This window comes from Paraburkholderia panacisoli (assembly GCF_008369935.1).
GTDB lineage: Bacteria > Pseudomonadota > Gammaproteobacteria > Burkholderiales > Burkholderiaceae > Paraburkholderia > Paraburkholderia panacisoli.
On record NZ_VTUZ01000002.1, the window covers coordinates 52,175 to 75,880 of the forward strand.

General features: G+C 64.7%; 17 protein-coding genes. 5 read left to right on the top strand and 12 right to left on the bottom strand.

What is annotated here, in order from left to right; translation table 11 throughout:
- Window positions 1–5 precede the first annotated feature (5 nt).
- The 3 genes from pdxA to FVF58_RS02845 all read right to left on the bottom strand — a co-directional run bounded on the left by pdxA (window position 6) and on the right by FVF58_RS02845 (window position 4,820).
- Window positions 6–1,016 (bottom strand): 4-hydroxythreonine-4-phosphate dehydrogenase PdxA, encoded by a 1,011-nt coding sequence (pdxA, locus tag FVF58_RS02835; RefSeq protein ID WP_149668412.1) that lies wholly within the window; start codon window positions 1,014–1,016, stop codon window positions 6–8.
- 5 nt (window positions 1,017–1,021) lie between these two features.
- Entirely contained in the window at window positions 1,022–2,386 is a 1,365-nt protein-coding gene (locus FVF58_RS02840; RefSeq protein WP_149668413.1) for a peptidylprolyl isomerase, read from the bottom strand.
- A gap of 67 nt (window positions 2,387–2,453) precedes the next feature.
- Window positions 2,454–4,820 (bottom strand): LPS-assembly protein LptD, encoded by a 2,367-nt coding sequence (locus FVF58_RS02845; RefSeq protein ID WP_149668414.1) that lies wholly within the window; start codon window positions 4,818–4,820, stop codon window positions 2,454–2,456.
- Window positions 4,821–5,042: 222 nt separating this feature from the next.
- Here FVF58_RS02845 and FVF58_RS02850 point away from each other — a divergent pair, with 222 nt between their 5' ends.
- Together FVF58_RS02850 and murU are read left to right on the top strand one after the other, a co-directional pair.
- Window positions 5,043–6,131: an aminoglycoside phosphotransferase family protein gene (locus FVF58_RS02850; protein ID WP_149668415.1), complete on the top strand. Its 1,089-nt coding sequence runs from the start codon at window positions 5,043–5,045 to the stop codon at window positions 6,129–6,131.
- 9 nt (window positions 6,132–6,140) lie between these two features.
- Window positions 6,141–6,848: an N-acetylmuramate alpha-1-phosphate uridylyltransferase MurU gene (gene murU, locus FVF58_RS02855; protein ID WP_149668416.1), complete on the top strand. Its 708-nt coding sequence runs from the start codon at window positions 6,141–6,143 to the stop codon at window positions 6,846–6,848.
- A gap of 188 nt (window positions 6,849–7,036) precedes the next feature.
- Here the strand turns inward: murU and FVF58_RS02860 are convergent, their stop codons facing one another.
- Window positions 7,037–8,923 (bottom strand): ABCB family ABC transporter ATP-binding protein/permease, encoded by a 1,887-nt coding sequence (locus tag FVF58_RS02860; RefSeq protein WP_149668417.1) that lies wholly within the window; start codon window positions 8,921–8,923, stop codon window positions 7,037–7,039.
- A 307-nt stretch (window positions 8,924–9,230) separates the two neighbouring features.
- Here FVF58_RS02860 and FVF58_RS02865 point away from each other — a divergent pair, with 307 nt between their 5' ends.
- Entirely contained in the window at window positions 9,231–9,626 is a 396-nt protein-coding gene (locus FVF58_RS02865; protein WP_149668418.1) for an acyl-CoA thioesterase, read from the top strand.
- Window positions 9,627–9,726: 100 nt separating this feature from the next.
- On the opposite strand, the gene FVF58_RS02870 is transcribed toward FVF58_RS02865, so the two are convergent.
- A complete protein-coding gene (locus FVF58_RS02870) occupies window positions 9,727–10,065 on the bottom strand; it encodes a DUF4148 domain-containing protein (RefSeq protein ID WP_149668419.1) in 339 nt (112 codons plus the stop codon).
- A 123-nt stretch (window positions 10,066–10,188) separates the two neighbouring features.
- Entirely contained in the window at window positions 10,189–11,121 is a 933-nt protein-coding gene (locus tag FVF58_RS02875) for a LysR substrate-binding domain-containing protein (protein WP_149668420.1), read from the bottom strand.
- A gap of 161 nt (window positions 11,122–11,282) precedes the next feature.
- On the opposite strand from FVF58_RS02875, the gene FVF58_RS02880 reads away from it, so the two are divergent.
- Complete coding sequence (locus FVF58_RS02880; RefSeq protein ID WP_149668421.1) at window positions 11,283–11,897, top strand: glutathione S-transferase; 615 nt, start codon at window positions 11,283–11,285, stop codon at window positions 11,895–11,897.
- A 30-nt stretch (window positions 11,898–11,927) separates the two neighbouring features.
- Here the strand turns inward: FVF58_RS02880 and FVF58_RS02885 are convergent, their stop codons facing one another.
- Together FVF58_RS02885 and FVF58_RS02890 are read right to left on the bottom strand one after the other, a co-directional pair.
- Entirely contained in the window at window positions 11,928–15,065 is a 3,138-nt protein-coding gene (locus FVF58_RS02885; protein WP_149668422.1) for a sensor domain-containing protein, read from the bottom strand.
- A gap of 472 nt (window positions 15,066–15,537) precedes the next feature.
- Window positions 15,538–16,014, bottom strand: coding sequence for a nitrate reductase associated protein (locus FVF58_RS02890; protein WP_149668423.1), 477 nt, complete (start codon window positions 16,012–16,014; stop codon window positions 15,538–15,540).
- Between the two features lie 169 nt (window positions 16,015–16,183).
- On the opposite strand from FVF58_RS02890, the gene fdhD reads away from it, so the two are divergent.
- Window positions 16,184–17,023, top strand: coding sequence for a formate dehydrogenase accessory sulfurtransferase FdhD (gene fdhD, locus FVF58_RS02895; protein ID WP_149668424.1), 840 nt, complete (start codon window positions 16,184–16,186; stop codon window positions 17,021–17,023).
- Window positions 17,024–17,076: 53 nt separating this feature from the next.
- Here fdhD and FVF58_RS02900 read toward each other — a convergent pair whose 3' ends face one another.
- The 4 genes from FVF58_RS02900 to FVF58_RS02915 form a co-directional block, all read right to left on the bottom strand.
- Window positions 17,077–17,847, bottom strand: coding sequence for an enoyl-CoA hydratase (locus tag FVF58_RS02900; RefSeq protein WP_149668425.1), 771 nt, complete (start codon window positions 17,845–17,847; stop codon window positions 17,077–17,079).
- A gap of 114 nt (window positions 17,848–17,961) precedes the next feature.
- The gene (locus tag FVF58_RS02905) at window positions 17,962–19,161 is read right to left on the bottom strand and encodes an acetyl-CoA C-acyltransferase (protein WP_149668426.1); all 1,200 of its coding nucleotides are present in this window, start codon (window positions 19,159–19,161) and stop codon (window positions 17,962–17,964) included.
- Between the two features lie 190 nt (window positions 19,162–19,351).
- The gene (locus FVF58_RS02910; RefSeq protein ID WP_149668427.1) at window positions 19,352–21,787 is read right to left on the bottom strand and encodes a 3-hydroxyacyl-CoA dehydrogenase/enoyl-CoA hydratase family protein; all 2,436 of its coding nucleotides are present in this window, start codon (window positions 21,785–21,787) and stop codon (window positions 19,352–19,354) included.
- 117 nt (window positions 21,788–21,904) lie between these two features.
- On the bottom strand, window positions 21,905–23,692 hold the full coding sequence (locus FVF58_RS02915) for an acyl-CoA dehydrogenase C-terminal domain-containing protein (protein WP_149668428.1): 1,788 nt from the start codon (window positions 23,690–23,692) through the stop codon (window positions 21,905–21,907).
- Window positions 23,693–23,706 lie beyond the last annotated feature (14 nt).

Sequence of the window (23,706 nt, forward strand, 5' to 3'; positions counted from 1 at the left end):
CCGACTCAGCCCACGCGGCGGTTCTGCGCCATAGACACCGCCGTATCGATGGCGGCAATCAGGCTGCCCGCATCGGCGCGGCCGGTGCCGGCCAGATCGAGCGCGGTGCCGTGATCGACCGAGGTGCGGATGATCGGCAAGCCGAGCGTCACATTGATGCCTTCGCCGAACGTCGCGTACTTCAACACCGGCAGGCCCTGATCGTGGAACATCGCCAGCACGCAGTCGGCCTGCTCCAGATAACGCGGCTGGAACAGCGTGTCGGCCGGATAGGGACCGCGCGCGTCGATGCCCTGATCGTTCACGAGTTTGAGGGCCGGCGTGATGACGTCGATTTCCTCGCGGCCCAGATAGCCGTTTTCGCCCGCGTGCGGGTTCAGCCCGGTCACGAGGATGCGCGGCGCCGGCAAGCCGAAGTGATGGCGCAGATCGTGGTCGATGATACGCAGCGTCTCGACAAGACTCTCGATGGACAGCGCCGCAGAAACATCCTTGAGCGGCAGATGCGTGGTCGCGAGCGCAACGCGCAGCGGACGCTTGCCGGTGCCGGCCAGCATCATCACCACACGCGGCGTGTGGGTGCGCTCGGCCAGGTATTCGGTGTGGCCGGTGAACGGCACGCCGGCGTCGTTGATGGTGCTTTTCTGCAGCGGTGCCGTGACGATCGCGTCGAACGTGCCGGCCAGTGCGCCATCGATCGCACTGTCGAGCAGATCGAGCACGTAGCGGCCGTTGGCGGCGTCCAGCTTGCCTGCGAGCGACGGTGCGCCGAGCGCCCTGTGCTGCATGCGCACGCGCCGCCCATGCGCCAGCAGCGCGGCCCAATCGACACCCACCGCGCGGGCGCGTTCGGCGAGCAGCACCGCGTCGCCGAGCACGGTGAACTGTGCAGCGGGCCAATGCGCCGCCGCGCCGGCCAACGCCTGCGCCGTCAGTTCGGGGCCGACGCCGGCGGGTTCACCGGTCGTGATCGCGATCTGCAACGGCAGGCTGGCGGACTGGGCGGCGCTCGTCATGATGGTTACTGCACGCTCGACAGCGTGGGTTTGACTTCCACATACGCGGTGTCGCGCAATTCGCGCAGCCAGTCGGCGTAAGCCTGTTCCGCCTTGCGCTGACCGATTGCCTGACGCGCCAGATCCATCTGCTGCGACACCGAGCCTTCCGTTTCGCGGCGGCCCAGCACCTGGATCAGGTGGTAGCCGTACTCACTGCGGACCGGTTCGCTGATCTGCCCGTCCTGCAACGAGTTCATGGCGCGCTCGAATTCCGGCACCGTCTCGCCCGGGCTGACCCAGCCGAGGTCGCCGCCTTGCGACGACGAACCGTCTTGCGAGTAGGTATGCGCGAACTTCGAGAAATCGCCGCCTGCGGCGATCTGGTTCTTGATGTCGAGCAGCTTCTGACGCGCTTGCGGCTCCGACATGCCGTCGCCGATGCGCAGCAGGATGTGGCGCACGTGCGTCTGCACGAGCTTCGGCGCATCCGAGCTGGTGCCCTGACCGGCGCGGCGGTCGACCAGCCGCACGATTTCGAAACCGTCGTTGGTGCGGATCAGATCCGGACTGACTTCGCCCGGTCGCATCGTCGACGCGGCCTTGACCAATTCAGGCGGCAGCTTGGACGGCGCGAGGAACCCCAGGTCGCCGCCGTTCTTCGCGGCGTCCGGCGCCTGCGAGTTGGCCTTCGCGAGCTTTTCGAAATTGGCGCCGCCCTTGGCTTCGTTCAGCAGCGCCTGAGCCTTCTGCTGCGCCGCCTCGATGTCGGTCTCCGACGCGTTCAGCGGCGCCTTCACGAAAATGTGCTGCAAATGCAGGTCGCTCGTCTGGCCGGCGTTCGGGCCACGCTGACTGGCGATGTAGTTCGCGACCTCGGCGTCCGACACCGTGATCTTGCTGTCCACTTCCTTCTCGCGCAGACGCGACAGCGTGAGTTCGGTGCGCGCGTCGCCGGTGAACGTGGCCCAGGGCACGCCTTGCGCCTCGATGCGCGCGCGGTACATTTCGAGCGACATGTTGTTCGCCTGCGCGAGCCGCTCGAGCGTTTTTTGCACGGCGGCGTCGTCGATGGTGATGCCGTCTTCTTTCGCCTTCTGCAGCTGGATGCGCTCCAGCACCATCTGATTGAGCACCTGCTGGCGCAGCTGGTCCATCGGCGGTACCGGCGCGTTCTGCTGGTTCAGCCGCCGCGTGATCAGGCCGATGCGCTCGTCGAGCTCGCGCCGCGTGATGACACCGTTGTTGACCACTGCGGCGATGGTGTCGACCGTCTGGCCGCTATTGCCGCCCAGCGCCTGCGCCTGTACCGGCGCAACCGACAGGAAAGACGCCGCGCCGACGAGACCGGCCGCAAGCGTTGCCAAGCGAAGCTTTTTCATGATTGCCACAGATACTCCAATGATGTCGGGCACGCCTGGCCCGTCTTTTCGCATGCTATAAATGATCGGGCGAACGTCATTCGTAATTGGTGAAACGCGACTCCGGCGGCGGCGGCGGGGGCAACGGCGTATAGCCCGCCACGCTGCTGCGGAACGCGGTCATCAGCCCGTTGTCGACGCTCGACAAGCCCTTGAACGTCAACTGCGCGAGAAACCGCGTGCTCGACTGATTCTGCCCCGAGGTGTTCAGACCGTTCGCATAGCGCTGGATGCCGGCGCCGAGCGTCCAGCAGTCGGCGTCGTATTGCATGCCGATCAGGCCGTCGACGATCCGATGGCCGCCCAGGTCGTAATTAAACCGGGCGACGCCGTACACCCGGTGCGTGAGCGGCCATTGGCCCGAAACCAGCACCTGGTTGATCGGCTGGTTGTCGAGCGTGGTGTTCGCGCGCGTATAGCGATACGCGACGTTGATCACCTTGCCGCTCGCCGGGCTGAACCCGAAGCCGACGCTCGTCTTCACCAGCTGATTGTTGTCGGCATTATATTGGAACGCCGTTTCCGAAGCGAAACCGGCGCCGAGCTTGAGCGACGCGCCCGCGATCAGGTCCGAGTGCGTGGCCTGCGTGCTGGTCTGGTTCGGCTCCAGCGTGACGCGCTGATCCTGGAAAAAGTACTGCTGCGCGATCACGAAGCGCGCGCGTTCGTCGCCCGTGGCCGGGTTGATGAAGCGCGTGGTGATCGCCGCGGTCAGACGGTTCGCATCGGCGATCCGGTCGTTGCCGACAAAGGTGTTCGGCGTGAAGATTTCCGCCAGACCGAAGTCGGAATCGGCGGTGTCGAACAGCGGCGCGTTGTTCTGGTTGCGATACGGCGTGTACACGTAGTACAGGCGCGGCTCCAGCGTCTGAATGTAATCCGCGCCGAACACGCGCACCGAACGCTCGAAAATCAGCCCCGTGTCGAACGTGAACGTGGGGATGGATTCGGTGAAATTCTTCGCCGAGCCGGCCGGCAGATCGGTGCCGATGTTGTTCAGGTTGTACGACGCGAAGTGCCACTGCACCTTCGGCGTGACGAAGTAGCCCGGCCCGACCACCGAATACGACACGTACGGGTTGAACAGTACCCGCTGGCCTTCGGTCACGTCCGCGGTGGTGATGCGGAAGTTCGTGTAGTCGGCCTCGGTGCCGAAGTCGAAACCGCCGACGTTGTACTTCGCGTACTTCACGTTCAACTGCGGCTCGCGGCCATACGGCGCGACCGACGGCTCCAGCGTCTGCCAGTGCTGTTCGCGCGCGAGCACCGACCACGGGCCGTTGTTGTAGGTCAACCCGGCTTCCTGCTGATACAGGAGCTGGGTGCCGTTCATGAACTGATTAACCGACGACGACAGGTCTTCCGGATAGGTGTTATCCGAAACCTTGTTGTAGTAGATGTAGCCGCCGAACCCGTTGCCGAAGTTCTGGTTGTGCTGGATGTACAGCGCGTAGCGGTTCGTATGCGTCAGGTGATCGTCCGGCAGAAACTCGCCGGTGATCGAGCCGGAATACGTGGGCGACAGATAGCGGAACGTGCTCTGCAACTGCACACCGCGCTTCGAGATCAGACGCGGCGTGACCATCAGATCGCGATTCGGCGCGATGTTGAAGTAATACGGCACCGACAGTTCGAGGCCGTTGGTCGAACTCAGCGAGAACGTGGGCGGCAACAGCCCGCTGCGCCGGTCGCCCGACAGCGGGAACGACAGCCACGGCGACGCGAACACCGGCACGCCCTGGAAGAACAGCACGCTGTTGTACGCTACCCCTTCGTCCGCGCCGGTGTCGAAGTCGAACTCGCTGCCCTTGATGTACCACGCCGGGTTGTCCGCGCAAGCGCACGCCGTGTAGGTGCCCTTCGTGAACACCGAGCGTTCGTAGTCGAGCAGGTCAACGCGCTCCGCGCTGCCCGAGCCGCCCGTCAGGTTGAAGTGGTATTTCGGCGAGGTCATGAAGCCTTCGGTCGAATCCACGCGCAGATGCGCTTCGGGACCGATGAAGGTATTGCCGCTGTTGATCACGTGCACCTGGCCGTACGCGTCGGCCATGTCGGTGTCCTGATCGTAGTGCAGCGCGTCGGCCTTGATGACGGCGGTATTGCGGCGCACCTCGGCCGAACCCTTGGCCGCCAGGTCCTGGTCGATGGTGCCGCTCGCGCTGTCGCCGAGCACGAACGTGGCCGGCCTCTGGCCGGTCTGCAGCGGATGTTCTCCGAGTTGCGGGTCAAGCCGCATGCCCCAGGGCGCGTCGATAGGTTGCGGCTGCGCGGCTTCCCCCACCAGCTGGGCGTGCGCAAGCGCGGGCATCAGGCCCGGAGCGGCGATCAACGCCGCGACGAGCCGCCTTTTGCGCGGCACTACGGCACAAGAGGGAGTCGTTTGGGAAAGCTGTCTAGGCGGCATGTATCGTTTGGCGAATCGGCCCGTCCGTCAGCTTTTGCAGTCACGATCCACCGCCTGCACACCCCGACCGTGACAGTCGGCTGTACATCAATAATTACAATCTGTCGAACGATGAGGCGGGCGGTAAAGCGCAACACGCGAAAGCTGGCGTGAGTCGCGTCAAAAAAGTCGTGGGGTATTATATGGCAAGACGTTGCCCCTCTGAATTTGCCGCCGGTTTTCATGACGCTCCCCCCTTCCCAAGACACCAACGATACCCGCCTCGAACTGCTCAAAGCCTGGCTGCAAGGCCACGCGGCGCGCTATGCGCTGCAGCTCGACACGCTTGCCCCCGCGTCGTCCGACGCCAGTTTCCGCCGCTATTTCCGGCTCACCGGTAAGGCTGCGGAAGGCGAAAGCGCCGCCACCCTGATCGCCGTCGATGCCCCGCCGCCCGAAAAGTGCCGCGAATTCGTGCAGATCGCCGGTTTGCTCGACGCGGCCGGCGTGCACGTGCCGCGCGTGCTGGAGGTCGATTTCGACGCCGGGCTGATGCTCGTCACCGATCTGGGCACCGCGTCGTACCTCGGCGCGCTGACCGGCGCGCAACAGGCGAACGACCCGCGCCGCGCCCGCGCGCTGATGCGCGACGCGCTCGACGCGCTGATCCGCTGGCAACTGAGCTCGCGTGAAAACGTGCTGCCGCCGTTCGACGAAGCGTTCCTGCGCCGCGAGATGGAGTTGATGCCGGAGTGGTTCATCGGCCGGCACCTGGGCCGCGAGGTCGACGACAAGACACGCGGGCTGCTCGATCGCACGTTCGCGCTGCTGATCGCGAGTGCGCGCGCGCAGCCGCAAGTGTTCATGCTGCGCGATTTCATGCCGCGCAATCTGATGGTTGCCGCGCCGGATTCGCCACGTCCCGGCGCCAACCCCGGCGTGCTCGACTTCCAGGACGCGGTGTACGGCCCGATCACGTACGACGTCGCGTCGCTGCTACGCGACGCATTCCTCGGCTGGGACGAGGAGTTCGAACTGGATTGCTTCGTGTACTACTGGGAACGCGCGAAAAAGGCCGGCTTGCCCGTCGATGCCGATTTCGGCGAGTTCTACCGCCAGATCGAATGGATGGGGCTGCAACGGCACATCAAGGTGCTGGGGCTGTTCTGCCGGATCAACTACCGGGACAACAAACCGCATTACATGAAGGATCTGCCGCGTTTCATCGGCTATGCGCGCAAGGTGGCCGAACGCTATGCGCCGCTGCGCCCGTTCGCGAAGCTGCTCGACGATCTCGAAGGCCGCGCGAATGAAGTCGGCTACACGTTCTGACCAAAAACAATGTCCCTGAAGAAAGCGATGATTTTCGCCGCGGGCCGCGGCGACCGCATGCGTCCGTTGACCGACGCCTGTCCCAAGCCGTTGCTCCAGGTGGGCGGCAAACCGCTGATCGTCTGGCAGATCGAACGGCTCGCGCGGGCCGGCTTCCAGACCATCGTCATCAATCATGCATGGCTCGGCGCGCAGATCGAAGCCGCGCTCGGCGACGGTTCGCGCTGGCAGGTCGAACTGCGCTACTCGGCTGAACATGCGGCGCTGGAGACGGCGGGCGGCATCGTGCAAGCGTTGCCGCTGCTGGAAGACGACGGCGCGAGCGAAGTGTTCGCGGCAATCGCCGGCGACGTGTACGCCGATTTCGATTACGCGACGCTGAATGCTCGCGCCGACACGCTGAAGACACGCTCCGAGCCGGGCATGCATCTGGTGATGGTGCCGAATCCGGCGTTTCATCCGCGCGGCGACTTCGGTCTGATTGACGGCGTGCTGTCGCTCGACGCACAGCCCCGCTTGACGTTCGGCAGCATCGGGCTTTACGACACGCGCATGTTCCGCGATCTGCCGCGCGGCACACGGCGCGCGCTCACGCCGTACTACCGTGAGACGATTGCGCGCGGGCTCGCGAGCGGCGAGTTGTATGAAGGCTTGTGGGAGAACGTTGGTACGCCTGAGCAGTTGCAGGCGCTGGATCAACGGTTGAACACGCGCTGAGCGTAGCTAGTCGGGGGTAACTCCGAAAGCGTCGGACAGAGCGCTGGCATCGCGCGACGCTCTGCTCGATGTGCAACGCCACATACATCGCGCCCGGCATCCGGCCGCGCGATCAGCGTCTACCTATAGCGCTCACCGTTCGAGCCGCCTCGCGCCTTCCGCAAGCACGCCAATAAAGCGCGGCCCGCTCACCGTCCGCCATCCCCCGCCCCCACCGTTTCCACCAGTTCGGGCGCCGCCGCCGCGCGCTGCTGCAACGCCCACATCTGCGCGAACAGGCCGTTCGCGCTCAGCAACTCCGCATGCGTGCCGCGCTCGACGATGCGCCCCTTGTCCATCACGATGATCTGCTGCGCGTGCACCACCGTCGACAGCCGGTGCGCGATGATCAACGTCGTGCGCTCGCGGGCGATCTGATCGAGTTCGTGCTGGATCGCGCGCTCGGAACGCGAATCGAGCGCGGAGGTGGCTTCGTCGAACAGCAGGATCGGCGGATTTTTCAGGATGGTCCGCGCAATCGCGACGCGCTGCTTTTCGCCGCCCGACAATTTCAGCCCGCGCTCGCCGACCGGCGTCTCATAGCCCTTCGGCAGCCCTTCGATGAATTCGTGGATATGCGCCGCGCGCGCCGCCGCGATCACTTCTTCCCGCGTCGCCGACGGCCGCCCGTAAGCGATGTTGTAGTAGATCGAATCGTTGAACAGCACCGTATCCTGCGGCACGATGCCGATCGACGCGCGCAGCGAATCCTGCGTAACGTCGCGAATATCCTGACCGTCGATCTGGATCGCGCCGCCCGTGGCGCGATCCAGATCGTAGAAGCGGAATATCAGCCGCGCGAGCGTCGATTTGCCCGAACCGCTATGGCCGACCACCGCCGTCGTGGTACCTGCGGCAATCGTGAAGCTCACGTCGTGCAGAATCTGGCGCGCCGGCTCGTACGCGAAGTTCACGTGCTCGAAGCGCAGCTGCGCGCCGCTCACCCGCAAAGCCGACGCATCGGCGAGATCGGGCACTTCCCGGGTCGCGCCGAGCAGCGTGAACATGCGGTCCATATCGGTGAGACTCTGCTTCAGTTCGCGATACACGACGCCGAGGAAATTCAGCGGAATATAAAGCTGCAGCATGAAGGTGTTGATCAGCACCAGATCGCCGAGCGTGAGACGCCCGGCCATCACGCCTTGCGTCGCGCGCCACAGAATGAACACGAGCCCCGTGCCGATGATCGCCTGCTGTCCGAAGTTCAGCGCCGACAGCGAGCGCTGCGATTTGATCGCCGCCGTGCGATAACGCCGGAGATTTTCGTCGTAGCGGCTCACCTCCCACTCTTCGTTGCCGAAGTATTTGACGGTCTCGTAGTTGAGCAGCGAGTCGATCGCGCGCGAGTTCGCCTTCGAATCGAGATCGTTCATCGTGCGGCGAAAATGGGTGCGCCACTCGGTGACCTTCACCGTGAAGACGATGTACACCGCGAGCGCGATGAACGTGACGATCGCGTAATACGCCTCGTATTTGACGACGAAAAAACCGAGCACGAGGCCGACTTCGACCAGTGTCGGCAGAATGCTGTACAGCGAATAAGAAATGAGTTGCGTGATCCCGCGCGTGCCGCGTTCGATGTCGCGCGACATGCCGCCCGTTTGCCGTTCGAGATGGAACCGCAACGACAACGCATGCAAATGGCGGAACACCTTCAGCGCCAGTTGCCGCACCGCGCTCTCGGTCACTTTCGAAAACAGGATCTCGCGCAGTTCGGTGAAGAGCGACGTGGACAGCCGCACCACCGCATACGCGACCACCAGCAGCCCAACGCCGCCCAGCAGCACGATGGCCGGCGAGTCGTGCGCGCGGCCGAGCGCGGTCAGATGCTGCACCGACGCGAGGCTGTCGACGATGCGCTTCATCACGATCGGCACGCCGAGATTCGCCACCTTCGCGCCGATCAGGCAGCTCAGCGCGAAACCGACTCGCCATTTGTAGGTGGCGAGGTAAGGCAGCAGCGACAGGATCGTCTGCCAGTCGTTGCGAGGCTGGGTGGAGATCGGCGAGGGTTCGGACGAGGACGGACGGCGCATGGGGATCTGCAAGGGGGGAGAGGGTGGAAATGCCGGAGTTCGCAGCGGTGCGCCGAGCGCGGCATGCCGATCCGGCACACTGCTTTGTCGCGCGACCCCGCTGGGCGCTTTCCCGTACAATTCCTGATCTTTCTATTGTCGCAGAAGCCGGCTGGCGCCGCTTTTCATGGGCTGTCGGCCGTGGGCCGCACGTTGGCCGCGCGGCCGTGCCGGATGGCCCGGTTTCCCGCTGCCCGCCGCAGTCGTCGTGAAATTCCCGCCTGCTGCTCGAGCCGACCGAGCCAATACGTTTCTCAAGGATGTCCCGATGACCGATCTTCTTCAACTGCCGTCCAAGCCTTGCGCGCTGCGCGTCATGCCGCAACCGTCGGACGCGAATGTCCACGGCGACGTGTTCGGCGGCTGGATCATGGCGCAGGTGGATATCGCCGGCTCGATTCCGGCAAGCCGCCGCGCCAACGGACGGGTGGCGACCATCGCGGTCAATTCGTTCGTGTTCAAGCAGCCGGTGTTCGTCGGCGACTTGCTGAGCTTTTACGCAGATATCGTCAAGACGGGCAATACGTCGGTGACGGTGTCGGTCGAGGTCTACGCGCAGCGTATGAGCCTGACCGAAGACCTCGTGAAAGTCACCGAGGCGACCCTCACCTACGTCGCCACCGACAGCGACCGTCGCCCGCGCGCGCTGCCCGTGCTCGATTGACGAGGTTCTGCGGTCACGCAAAGAAAACGAGGCGCCAAGGCGCCTCGTTCAGTTTTACCCGTGATACCCGGATAAGCGAGCGCACGCGGTGCGCAGCGCTTTACTGGCTCGCTGCCGCGCCAATGCCCGCCTTCTTCTGCGCGTTCTGAATGTCGGTCGGATAGTTCGGATCGTTGCGCGACGGTTGATAACCGTGCGCCTCCAGTTGTTTCAGCTCCGCGTTTTTCTTCTCCCGCGCCTGCTTGCGCGCGGCCTTGCGCTCGGCCTTCGTGGTGGCTGCCGGTTTCGACGCGGCCATCGCGTTGGCCGCATCCGCATCAGCGCCGGCCGGCCCGCCGCCCGCGCCGCCGGTTTGCGCGAACGCCGGCGCGGCGCACGCCACACTGAGCACCAACGATGCCAGCAACACAGCCCGTTTCTTTGCAGGTGAAGACGTCATGTTTTCTCCAGTCGGATTGGCGAATCGTTGGCTTTGCGGTTCCCAGCAAAGCCGGCGATAGGAACCACGAATATAGCCGACCGAAGCGCCCGCGCAAAACGCCGTGATCCGCCAGCGCACGGCCTAGGTGGCGCGAATCGGGGCCGTCGGCGAACCGCCGCCGCGCAAATAAGTGTCGACCTGGCCTTCGATCCACTGCGCGAAATGCGCCTGCCCGGCATTGAGCGTGTCGCGCTGCTGCCACACAAGCCAGTACGGATAGCGGTACGGCACGCGGATGTCGGTAATCTGCACCAGCGTCCGTTGGGCCAATGCATGCGCGACCAGACTGCGCCGTTCGAGCGCGACGCCCTGCCCGAGCAAAACCGCGCCGATCACGATGTTCGAGTCGTTCGCCGACAGCACCACTGCGTCGGCGGCGGGCGCGGCGACCTGCGCCGCCTGACACCAGTCGGTCCACGGCGCGTCGGGGCTGGAGATCAGCGGACAGGCGAACACGTCTGCAGCAGTCACCGGCAAGCGGCCATTCGGCCCGAGCGCGAAATGCGGCGCCGCGACCACCACCATGTCGTCATCGAACAGCTTTTGTTGCGCGACGTCGGGCCAATGCCCCTGCCCCATGCGGATGCCGATATCGCTCATGCCCTGGCGAAAATCCTCGACCTGCAGACTGGTCACGAGACGCACCCGGTAGTACGGATGCGCGTCGCGAAAGCTCGCCAGGCGCGGCACCAGCCAGTGCTGCGCGAACGACGGCACCGTCGAGATCACCAGTTCGCTGTCGTCGGGGCGCGCCTGCGCGCGGCGCGTCGCCTGCGTGATGTCGCGCAGCGCCGCGCGGATGTCGAGCGCGTACAGCCGCCCTTCCTCGGTAAGCCGCAGTCCGCGCGCCTCGCGGATAAAGAGCGCGACGCCCATCGCATCTTCGAGCACCTTGATCTGCTGGCTCACCGCCGAGTGGGTCACATGCAATTCGCGCGCGGCCTGGGTGACGCCGCCCAGCCGGGCGACGGCCTCGAAGCAGCGCAGCGCAGTCAAAGGCGGGATCGGTTTCATGTTAGAAATTCTGACGGAAGTCGTCGGTAATTGTCGCTTTTTTTGGCGCGCCGGGATGCTTAATCTATCGGCTTGCCGCGCTCTCAATTTGCGGCGGCCCGCAATCGCCGGGTCCCGTTGGGCCAGCGGCACGCGATGATAGAACTTCTAACGGGAAAGAGATGAAACTGATCGGAATGCTCGATTCGCCCTACGTGCGGCGAGTCGCTATCTGCCTCAAATTGCTGAAGCTCGATTTCGAACACGAGTCGATTTCAGTCTTCAGCACCTACGACCAGTTCGCGAAAATCAACCCGGTCGTCAAGGCGCCGACGCTGATCGCCGACAACGGCCTCACCGTCATGGACTCGACGCTGATTCTCCAGTACCTGGCGACGCTCGCCGGGCCGGAGCAACGGCTATTCCCCACACGCCCGGACGACGCGCTGCGCGCCGCCCGCCTCACGGGGCTCGCGCTCGCCGCGTGCGAGAAGTCCGTGCAGATCGTCTACGAGCGCAATCTGCGGCCGGCCGACAAGCAGCATGAGCCGTGGGTCGAGCGCGTGCGCGCGCAATTGCTCGCCGCTTACGCGGAACTCGAACGCGAGCTCGCGACGGCCACGCTGCCGGCCGGGCAGGACTCGTTCGACGCGACGGACGTGACCGTCGCAGTCGGCTGGCATTTCACGCAGATGATGTTGCCGGAGATTGTCAACAAGGCGGCGCACCCGCACTTGCAGGGGTTTTCCGCGTTCGCCGAGGAGCTACCGGTGTTCCGGAGCACGCCGGCGGTGTGAGCGGACGCGCACGGGGGCCGGGGCGGCCGATCACGCCGTCTCCAGCTCCCGCGCCACGCCCCCTTGCAGCAACTCGGATATCGCATCCGTCGACAACGGCCTCGCGAAGTAGAACCCTTGCATCTCGTCGCACGCGCGCGCTTTCAGGAAGTCGAGCTGCGCCGACGTTTCCACGCCTTCCGCGATCACGTTCAGCTTCAGCGAATGCGCGAGCGCGATGATCGCCGACGTGATCGTCTCGTCGTCGCCCGACATGCCGATGTCCGCGACGAACGAGCGGTCGATCTTCAGCCGGTCCACCGGGAAGCGCTTCAGATAGCTAAGGCTCGAATAGCCGGTGCCGAAGTCGTCGATCGCGAGACCGATGCCGAGTGCGTGCAGTTCGTTGAGCATCAACACCGCTTCTTCGGCGTTGCGCATGATGGCGCTTTCGGTCAGCTCCAGTTCCAGATATTTCGGTTCGAGGCCGGTCTCGGTCAGCACCTGCATCACGAGCTTCGCGATATTGCGCTGCTGGAACACCCGCGCCGACAGGTTCACCGACACCCGCGTCGGCGGCAAGCCCTCGTCCTGCCAGGCCTTGTTCTGGCGACACGCTTCACGCAACACCCATTCGGACAGCGGGCCGATCAGACCGCTCTCCTCCGCCAACGGAATGAACGCCGACGGCAGCACCAACCCGTCTTCCGGATCGCGCCAGCGCACCAGCGCCTCGATGCCGACAATCTGTCCGCTGAGAATATCCACCTGCGGCTGGTAGTGCAGCAGGAACTCGTTGTCGCGCAACGCGCGACGCAAGCGCCGTTCGAGATTCAGCCGCGCGCCCGCGCTCGCGTTCATCTCCGGCTGATAGAACTGGAACGTATTGCGGCCCATGTCTTTCGCGCGATACATCGCGAGGTCGGCCTTCTTCATCAGCGTTTCGGCGTCGTCGCCGTCTTGCGGGAAGAGGCTCGCGCCCATGCTGCAACCCACGTACAGCTCGGTGCCGTCGAGCCACACCGGCTCCGAGATCGACGTGCGCACGCGCTCCATCCACGCGATCAGCGACTGTTCGTCGACGGTATCGGTCATCACGATCACGAACTCGTCGCCGCCGTGCCGGGCCACCGTGTCGCTGGTGCGCGAGCAGCGCGCGAGCCGCTCGGCGACCACGCGCAGCAGACGGTCGCCGACGCTATGGCCGAGGCTGTCGTTGACGTTCTTGAAGCCGTCCAGATCGAGAAATACGACCGCGACGCCCTTGTGATTGCGTTGCGCGATGACGAGCGCATGTTCCAGCCGGTCGCGCAGCAGGTTGCGGTTCGGCAGGCGCGTGAGGCCGTCGTAGTTCGCCTGGTATTCGAGCTGTTCCTGGTAGCGGATCAGATCGGTCACGTCATTGATCACGCCGATGTGATGCGTGATCACGCCTTCGGCGTTCGGCACCGGCGCAATGAACAACTGATTCCAGAACAGCGCGCCGTCCTTGCGATAGTTGCGCACCACCGCGCTCACTTCGCGATTCGCCGCCAGCGCCTGGCGGATCAGCGCGACGCCCTCCTGGTCGCGGTCGTCGCGTTGCAGCACGCGGCAATCGTGGCCGATCACTTCGGCGGGGTCATAACCGGTGATGCGCATGAACGCGGGGTTCACGTATTCGATCAGGTTGCCCGTGGGCGACGGCGCGGTGATCAGGATCGCGTTGACGCTCGCGTCGAGCGCGCGGCTTTGCAGACGCAACGCGAGATCGGCCCGCTTGCGCTCGGTGATGTCCGTGTACGACCCGAGCACGCCGATTACGCGGCCCTCGCCGTCGGTGAACGGCAGCTTGCTCGTGACCGTGGTGTGGTGCACGCCGTCGATCACCACGTCGACTTCGAAGTTCATCTTCGGCACGCCGGTGCTCACCACTTCCTTGTCGTGGTCGCTCAGCAGGTCGGCGAACGCGCGCCACGGCAGGTCGGCGTCGCTCTTGCCCACCACCTGCTCGGGATACGCGAGCCCCGCGTCGCGCGCGAACGCCATGTTGCAGCCGAGGTAGCGAGAGCTCAGGTCCTTCCAGAAAATGCGCTGCGGAATGTTGTCGATCACCGCTTCGAGCATCTGGTTGGACCGCTGCGCTTCAGCTTCGGCGTTGATCTGGTCGGTGACGTCGTCGGCCAGCACGAAGAGCGCCGCGCGGCCCACGAAGTTCAGCGGGTGATACGACACGTCGACGCTGATGACTGAACCGTCCTTGCGCCGGTGATGCCAGATGCCCGCCATCGTGCGGCCATGCGGGACCGCGCCGGCGCGTTGCAGATACGATTCGAGACGCGCGATCTCGGCATGCGAGCGGATCGCGCGAATCGTCATGCCGAGGAATTCGTTTTCCGTGTAGCCGTACTGCTGGATTGCGGCCGTGTTGACGGCGAGAAACCGCAGCGTCTCGCGATCGAAGATATACATCGGCACAGGATGGTCGTCGAACAGGCCGCGAAAGCGCTCGTCGTTGCGGCCGAGCGCGCGGACCGTGCGCAGCTTTTCGCGCGCTCTGCTCTCGCGCGCGCCGAACGTGAAGATCAACAGCATGCTGCCGGTCAGCATCGTTACGATCAACAGGAACATGGCGCGCTGCGTATCGCTCGCCGAGACCGCGAGCGCCCGCTGCAACGCCTGGTTTTCCTCGCTGCGCAGCGCGGCCAGCGCGTCTTCCACGCGATCGAGTTCGAGACCGAGGCGGGTGTAGGTCGACGCGGCCCAGGCGCGCGACGCGTTGGGTTCGGCGGCGGTGGCGCTGACGGCCGAGGTCGTGGCCGCGCTTTTCAACAGCGCGTCGTCGATGTCGCGTTGCAGCGCGTGGCTATCCGCGCTCAGCGTGGCCAGTGCGTCGAGCATGCGCGGCTCGCCGGCGAGTTCCTGATGCAGTTCGCGATCCAGACCGGCGAGCGAAGTCGCCATCGCAGCGGCTGCGTTGACCGGCACCGGCTCGCCCGATGCCTCGAAACGGCCGAGCGCGGCCAGCGCCCCGTCGAGCGCCAGGTGGTAGCCGTCGATGTGCTGGCGCACGCTCGTCGAACGCAGCATGCGCTCGGCGGCGTCGCGCTGGCCGCAAATCTGCGTGTAGGCGACGAACGCGTTCGCCCCGACCGCGGCAACGACGACCGCTACGTTGATCAGCAGCCGCTTCGATAAAAAAGGAGTCATGGATTCCGAACGTCAATCGTTCCGAGGGCGGGAGCGCGCGGTCGCTTTCGGTGCGTCGGGCCGCATCGATGCGAGTCTTTTTACGCGCCAACCTATGGATAACGGCAGCGTTTGGAGCGGGTTGAGGGTGGGGAGTGAAAAAAAGCGTAAGGGGTGGGGATGGGGGTGCGGTGGTTGCGGTGGGCCTGCGGGCTGCAGGGCTGCGATAGGCGTGGTTAGCGAGCCGCGGGGCGGCGCCATATGTGATCGGTGATCGAGCGCGCGTGATTTGCCGGAACTCACCGCTGTTTCTGAACTGCTGTATCTACCTGCCGGGACTGGACTGCCTTGCTCACCTGCCGGAACTGAACTGCCGCGCCTGACCGGCCGCTATTGGCCGGTCCCATTTGGCCGGCCTTACGTAGCCCCGGCTTTACCTGGCCGCTCTCATCTCGCCGGTCGCACCGGGCCCAAGGCCCTTAGCCGGCCGCACCTAACCGGCCGCACCAAACTCCTTCATCGCCGGCACGAAGTCGTGACTCACCTCCGGCTTGCGCGACAGCTTGGCGAGCACGTAGCGCTTGAACGGCGCAAGCTCGGCCCAGTGGGCCACGCTCGGCGTGGCGAGCCCCGCCAGCCCCGCGTGACGCGCGACGCCGTCCGGCACGCTATCCGTGCAACGCCAGGCCGGCGCCTCCTCGGGCGTGAACCACTCCGGTTCGATATTCGCGTGGGTGCGCAGCATTTCGAACAGCGCGTGATCGAAATTCGGCTCGATCTCCGCGTCTTCCTCGACCGGGAAGCGCGCCAGCAGCTTGCGGTCTTCGAGCGGCAGCAACTGCCACTGCGCGAGCGTGATGCGCAGCCCGAAGCGGTCGAGGTTAAAGCGCACCGACATCGGGATATAGGTGAAATTCTCCGAAGACTCGACCTCGAAGTTGAACAGAAGCGGTGCTTCGTTGAGTCCCATGACAGTGCTCCTCCTGATGGCGGACAGCGTGCGAGCGCAGCTTGAGGTATTTTAGAACCTTATTTGCGCAACGGCGGCATGGCTGGGCAGCGCCGCAAGCCGCGCAGCCGCGTGGGCCCCTGCTCATGCCAGTGGCCACCCTCGCGCGGCATCAAAGGAGGAAAGCAGCTTGAACGAACAGGAAACAGCCGGACAGCCGGGCGCGGTGGAGCGCCAGGTGCACCGGCATCGCGGCGCGGCGGTCGAAACCGTCACCGATCATGTCGGTCAGGAGTGGCCGGTCGCGCTTGTCTTCAACGGTATTTCGCACGCGGTGATGATGTGCACGCCGCGCGATCTCGAAGCGTTCGCGGTCGGATTCGCGATTTCGGAAGGGATCGTCGAGCGCGGCAGCGACATTCAGGATATCGAGGTCGAGCTGCATGACGACGACGAATTGCCGCACGCCGAAGTGCAACTGCAGGTGGTGCAACAGGCGTTCGTCGCGCTGAAGGACAAGCGCCGCGCGCTGGCCGGGCGGACCGGCTGCGGCGTCTGCGGAATCGAAAGCATTGATCTGCTCGATCTGAAGCCGGAGCGGGTGCCCGACACCGGCTTTCTGCAACGGCTCGCGCCGGATGCGATCGCGCGCGCCGCCCGCGAACTGCCCGGGCACCAGGCGCTAACGCGGCTGACGGGCGGCCTGCACGCAGCCGCATGGTGCGACGCGGCGGGCGCGATCCGTTACGCGTTCGAGGATGTCGGCCGTCACAATGCGCTCGACAAGCTGATCGGCCAGCTGGTGCTCGATCGCGCGGATACCCGCGACGGCTTCGTGTTTCTGTCGAGCCGTGCGAGCTACGAGCTAGTGCGCAAGGCCGCGCGCGTCGATGTGCCGATGGTCGCCACGATTTCCGCGCCGTCGTCGCTGGCGATTGCGATTGCCCGCAAGGCGGGCGTGCGGCTCGTCAGCTTCTGCCGCGAAGGCAGCTACGTCGACTACGACACGTTGCAGCCAGAGCGGACTTGAGCGAATGAAGCGTGACGGCGGTTCCCGGTGCCTCGCCGCCTGGAGGGGGCGCATCAGTCGAACTGCCTGAAGTCCGGCTTACGCTTCTCGAAGAACGCCTTGAACGCCTCGCGCGCTTCCGGCGCGAGCAGCATCTTGCCGAAGTGCACCGCTTCGTCCGTCATCTGCGTTTGCAGTTCCTGGTGGCTGGCGTGCTTCATCAAACTCTTCGTCACGCGCAACGACGACGCCGGCAGCGCAGCCAGCTTCGCGGCCTGCGCGGCCGCGAACGCATCGACTTCGGCGGCCGGCAGCACGCGATTCACGAAACCCATGCGGTGCGCTTCGGCCGCGTCGAACGCCTCGCCGAGCAGCAGCTTTTCCGCCGCTGCCTGATAGCCACCCACGCGCTGCAACAGCAGACTCGACGCCGCTTCCGGACACAGCCCGAGTTGCGTGAACGGCAACGAAAAGCTCGCGTTATCGGCCGCATAGACCAGATCGCAATGCAGCAGCAAGGTCGTGCCGATGCCCACCGCCGGTCCCGCCACCGACGCCACCACCGGCTTCTCCGCCGAGCTGATCGCGCGCAGGAACTGGAACACCGGCGCGTTCTCGCCCATCGGCGGCGTCTTCATGAAATCTTCGAGATCGTTGCCGGCGCTGAAGATGCCCGCGCTGCCGCGAATCAGGATGGCGCGCACCGACGTGTCGCCGTGCGCCTGGACCAGTGCGTCGGCCATCGACTGATACATCGCGGCCGTAATCGCGTTCTTCTTGCCGGGCCGGTTGAAGGCAATCGTCAGCACGCCATCGGCGCGTTCGACCAGAATATCCATCGTCATCTCCTTCATCTCGTGCTGTTGCTGAGAACGTAAAAATGGTTCGCAAGCCTGACGGCCTGCGAACCATTCTGCGGTCGTCAAGGAATCACTGCGGGAATCACCGTGTGAACTGGTTTACAGACGCTCGATGATGCCCGCCGCGCCCATGCCGGTGCCGACGCACATCGTCACCATCCCGTACCTGTAGTTGCGGCGGCGCAGGCCATGCACCACCGTCGATGCACGAATCGCGCCCGTGGCGCCGAGCGGGTGGCCGAGTGCGATCGCGCCGCCCAGCGGGTTGATCTTCGACGGGTCCAGACCCAGGTCCTGGATCACCGCCAGCGATTGCGCTGCGAAGGCTTCGTTCAGTTCGATCCAGTCGAGGTCGTCCTGCTTCAGACCAGCGGCCTTCAGCGCGGCCGGAATCGCTTCCTTCGGCCCGATGCCCATGATTTCCGGCGGCACGCCGCGCACGGCGAAGCTGACGAAGCGCGCGAGCGGCGTCAGGTTGAATTCCTTGAGGATCTTTTCCGACACGACGATCAATGCGCCCGCGCCGTCCGACGTTTGCGAGCTGTTGCCCGCCGTCACCGAGCCTTTGTTCGCGAACACCGCGCGCAGCCGCGCGAGACCTTCGAGCGACGTGTCCGCGCGCGGGCCTTCGTCGAGCGAGATTTCACGCGTCTGTACGCGCACTTCACCGGTCGCGAGATCGGGGAAGCGCTCGGTGATCGTGTACGCGGCGATTTCGTCGTTGAATTCACCGGCCTGCTGCGCGGCGATCGCGCGGCGGTGCGATTCGACCGAGAACGCGTCCTGCGCTTCGCGGCTGATCTTCCAGCGCTCGGCGACTTTCTCGGCGGTCAGGCCCATGCCGTACGCAATGCCGATGTCCTCGTTGCGATCGAAGATATGCGGCGACAGCGACGGCTTGTTGCCCATCATCGGCACCATGCTCATCGATTCGCAGCCGCCTGCGATCATCGCGTCCGATTCGCCGACGCGGATGCGGTCGGCGGCCATTGCCAGCGCGGTCAGGCCCGACGCGCAGAAGCGGTTCACCGTGACGCCGCCGACCGTGTTCGGCAAGCCGGCCAGCAGCGCGCCGATCCGCGCGACGTTCAGCCCCTGTTCCGCTTCCGGGATCGCGCAACCGACGATCGCGTCTTCGATCACCTTGGTATCGAGGCCGGGCACCTGCGCCACGGCCGATTTGATTGCGTGCACCAGCAGTTCGTCGGGCCGCGTGTTCTTGAACATCCCGCGCGGCGCCTTGCCGATCGGCGTGCGGCTCGCGGCGACGATGTATGCGTCTTGCAATTGCTTTGCCATTTGAAGCTCCTTTGTCGACGGGAGTTAGCGCTTTAGCGCTTACTCCCGTCCCATGCGGTCCTATCGCGGTCGACAGGAGTTAGCGCTTTTGCGCTTACTCCCATCCCATGCAGTCTTATTGCGGTCGACCAGAGTCAGCGCTTCAGCGCTCACTCCCGTCCCATGCATATAGATCCGGTCCGTTCGTCGCTCAGTTGCGCACCGGCTTGCCGGTTTGCAGCATGCCCATGATCCGTTCCTGCGTCTTTTGCGTGCCGAGCAACTCGACGAACGCACGGCGCTCGAGCTGCAGCAGCCATTCCTCATCGACCAGACTGCCCGCTTCCACATCCCCGCCGCACACCGCTTCCGCGATGCGGCTGGCAATCAGGTAATCATGCTCGCTGATGAAACGGCCATCGCGCATGTTGACGAGCGATGCCTTGATGGTCGAGATCGCCGAGCGCCCCGCCACCGGCACCTGCGTCACCCTCAGCGGCGGCCGATAACCCGCCGCGGCCAGCGCGCGAGTTTCCTTCTTCGCGACATCGAGCAGTTCGAACACGTTGAACACGATCGTGTCGGACGGCTTCAGGTAACCCATTGCGCGGGCGTCGAGCGCGGACGCCGAGACCTTCGCCATCGCGGCGTTTTCGAACGACTTCTGCAGGAACTTCAGCAGGTCGCTGGTCGCGCCGACCTGCGTGGCGGCTTCCGCCGCGCGCAGCGCCGCTTCCTTCAGGCCGCCGCCGGCGGGCACGAGACCCACGCCGACTTCCACCAGACCCATATAGCTTTCGATGTGCGCGACCCGCTTCGCACTCTGCAGCGCCAGCTCGCAGCCGCCACCGAGCGCGATGCCCGACACCGCCGAGATCACCGGCACGCTCGCGTACTTCACCCGCAGCATGCCTTGCTGAAACTTCTTCACGAACGGCTCGATGCCCTTCGCGCCGCCCATCATGAACGCGGGCATCGCTTCTTCGAGGTTGGCGCCCGCGGAGAACGGGCCGCCCGGTGTGCCGAGTTTCAGCGACGTCGGCTGCCACACCACGAGGCCCTTGTAGTCCTTTTCGGCCAGTTCGATGGCCTGCGTCAGACCGTCGATCACCGACGGTCCGATCGTGTTCATCTTGCTCTTGAACGACACGATCAGTACGTCGTTCTCGCCCGCGCGATCGTCGACCCATGCGCGCACGGCGTCGGTTTCGAACAGCGTCTTGCCGTAGGTCTTCGGATCGGCCGCGGTTTCGCCGGCGAGCGGCGCACGGAACACCTGCTTGTCATACACGGAGAGCGACGAGCGCGGCACGAAGGTCTTCGAAGCCGGCGACCACGAACCTTCGTTCGTATGCACGCCGCCCTTTTCCGCGACCACACCTTCGAGCACCCACGACGGCAGCGGCACGTTCGACAGCGCCTTGCCCGCCGCGATGTCTTCCTGGACCCAGCCGGCGACCTGCTTCCAGCCGGCGGTCTGCCAGCCTTCGAACGGGCCTTCGTTCCAGCCGAAGCCCCAGCGGATCGCCAGATCGACGTCACGCGCGTTGTCGGCGATCGACTCCAGATGCACGCCGATGTAGTGATACACGTCGCGGAAAATCGCCCACAGGAATTGCGCCTGCGGATGCTGCGTTTCGCGCAGCAGCTTCAGACGTTCCGCTGGCGGACGCTTCAGGATTCGGCCGACCAGTTCGTCCGCCTTCGCGCCGCCCTCGACGTACTCGCCCGTCTTAGGGTCGAGCACCTTGATCGCCTTGCCTTCCTTCTTGTAGAAGCCGCCGCCGGTCTTCTGACCCAGCGCGCCCTTCTTCACCAGTTCGGCCAGCGCGGCCGGCGTTTCGTAGACCGGGAAGAACGGGTCGTCCTTCAGCGTGTCCTGCATCGTCTTGATCACGTGCGCCATCGTATCGAGACCGACCACGTCGGCGGTACGGAACGTGGCCGACTTCGCGCGGCCCAGGCGCGAGCCGGTCAGGTCGTCCACTTCGTCGAAGCGCAGACCGAATTTCGCGGCTTCCGCGATGACGGCGAGGATCGAGAAAACGCCGACACGATTGGCGATGAAGTTCGGCGTGTCTTTCGCGCGCACCACACCCTTGCCGACCACGCTCGTCAGGAACGTTTCGAGTTGATCGAGAATCTCGGGGCGCGTCGTCGTGGTCGGAATCAATTCGACCAGGTGCATGTAGCGCGGCGGGTTGAAGAAGTGCACGCCGCAAAAGCGCGCCTTCAGTTCATCCGGGAAACCTTCCGACAATGCCGTGATCGACAGGCCCGACGTATTGGTCGCGAAGATCGCGTTCGGCCCGATGTGCGGCGCGACTTTCTTGTACAGATCGTGCTTCCAGTCCATCCGTTCGGCGATCGCTTCGATCACGAGGTCGCACTCGGCGAGCTTCGCGATGTCGTCGTCGTAATTGGCGGGCTGGATGTATTGCGCGTCGTCCTTTACGCCGAACGGCGCGGGCGACAGCTTCTTCAGATTCTCGATCGCCTTCAACGCGATCGCGTTCTTCGGGCCTTCCTTGGCGGGCAGATCAAACAGAAGCACGGGCACCTTGGCGTTGATCAGGTGCGCGGCGATCTGCGCGCCCATCACGCCGGCGCCGAGCACGGCTACCTTGCGAATGATCAGATTGCTCACGTCGTTCCTCCGGGGGAATTATGCGGATGTCGCGAAGCTTCATGGATGCCTCGCGATGTGTGGCTGGTGAGGCGCCGCGTCTGCGACACGCGCGGCGCCTGCTTTGAGGTGGAAGCGTTAGAACAGCGCTTCTTCGATGTCCATCAGCGACTTCGAACCGGCGCGCGCCTGACGGATCGTCATCGCCGTTTCCGGCAGCAGCTTCGCGAAATAGAAGCGCGCGGTGGCGAGCTTCGCCTTGTAGAACGGATCGCCCGATGCTTCCTTGTCGAGCGCGATACGCGCCATGCGCGCCCAGAAGTACGAGAACACCAGATGGCCGACGGTGCGCAGATACGGCACGGCCGCGGCGCCGACTTCGTCCGGGTTCTGCATCGCCTTCATGCCGATTTCCATCGTGAGCTTCTGCACCTTTTCGCCGATATCGGCGAGCGGGTTGACGAACTCCTGCATCTCCGGCTTGATGCCTTCTGCTTCGACGAATTCCGTCACGAGCTTGCCGAACGACTTCATCTTCGCGCCCATGTCGCCGAGAATCTTGCGGCCGAGCAGGTCGAGCGCCTGAATCGCGTTGGTGCCTTCGTAGATCATGTTAATACGCGCGTCGCGCACGTACTGCTCCATGCCCCACTCGGCGATGAAGCCGTGGCCGCCGTAGATCTGCATGGCGTGATTGGTGCTTTCGAACGCGTTGTCCGACAGGAACGCCTTCAGGATCGGCGTGAGCAGCGCGACGAGATCGGCGGCTTCCTTGCGCACCGCTTCGTCGCCGTGCGACAGTTCCTTGTCGATATGCAGTGCGGACCAGTATGTGAACGCGCGCGCGGCTTCGGCATAGGCCTTCTGCGTGAGCAGCATGCGGCGCACGTCGGGGTGCACGATGATCGGGTCGGCTGCTTTTTCCGGCGCCTTCGGGCCGGTCAGCGAACGCATCTGCAGACGCTCTTTCGCGTACGTGAGCGAGTTCTGGTACGCGACCTCGGTCAAACCGAGGCTCTGCATGCCGACGCCCAGGCGCGCGGCGTTCATCATCACGAACATCGCATTCAGGCCTTTGTTCGGCTCGCCGACCAGCCAGCCCTTCGCGTTGTCGAGATTGATCACGCAGGTCGCGTTGCCGTGAATGCCCATCTTGTGTTCGATCGAGCCGCACTTCACGCCGTTGCGCTCGCCCGGCTCGCCCGCTTCGTTCGGCACGAACTTCGGCACGATGAACAGCGAAATGCCCTTGGTGCCCTTGGGCGCATCCGGCAGACGCGCGAGCACCAGGTGAACGATGTTTTCCGCGAGATCGTGCTCGCCGCTGGAGATGAAAATCTTCGTGCCGCTGATCGCATACGAGCCGTCGCTGTTCGGCTCGGCCTTGGTGCGCAGAATGCCGAGGTCGGTGCCGCAATGCGGCTCGGTCAGACACATCGTGCCGGTCCAGACGCCTGAGACCAGCTTCGGCAGATAGCGCTGCTGCAACTCGGGCGTGCCGTGCGCATGCAGACACTCATACGCGCCGTGCGAGAGGCCGGGGTACATCGTCCACGCCTGATTGGCCGAGTTCAGCATTTCATAGAGCGCGTTGTTGACGAAGGCGGGCAGCCCTTGGCCGCCGTATTCCGGATCGCAGCCCAGTGCCGGCCAGCCGGCTTCGACGAACTGTTGATACGCTTGCCGGAAGCCCTTCGGCGTAGTCACGACGCCGTCGCCGGCGTACGTGCAGCCTTCCTGGTCGCCGCTGTGATTGAGCGGGAACAGCACTTCGGAGCAGAACTTGCCGGCCTCTTCGAGGACCGCATTGATCGTGTCGACGTCGAGATCCGCGTGCTTCGGCATCTGCTTGATCTCGGCTTCCACGTTAAGCAGTTCGTGCAACACGAATTGCATGTCGCGCAGCGGCGCGGCGTACTGTCCCATGACTCTCTCCAAAG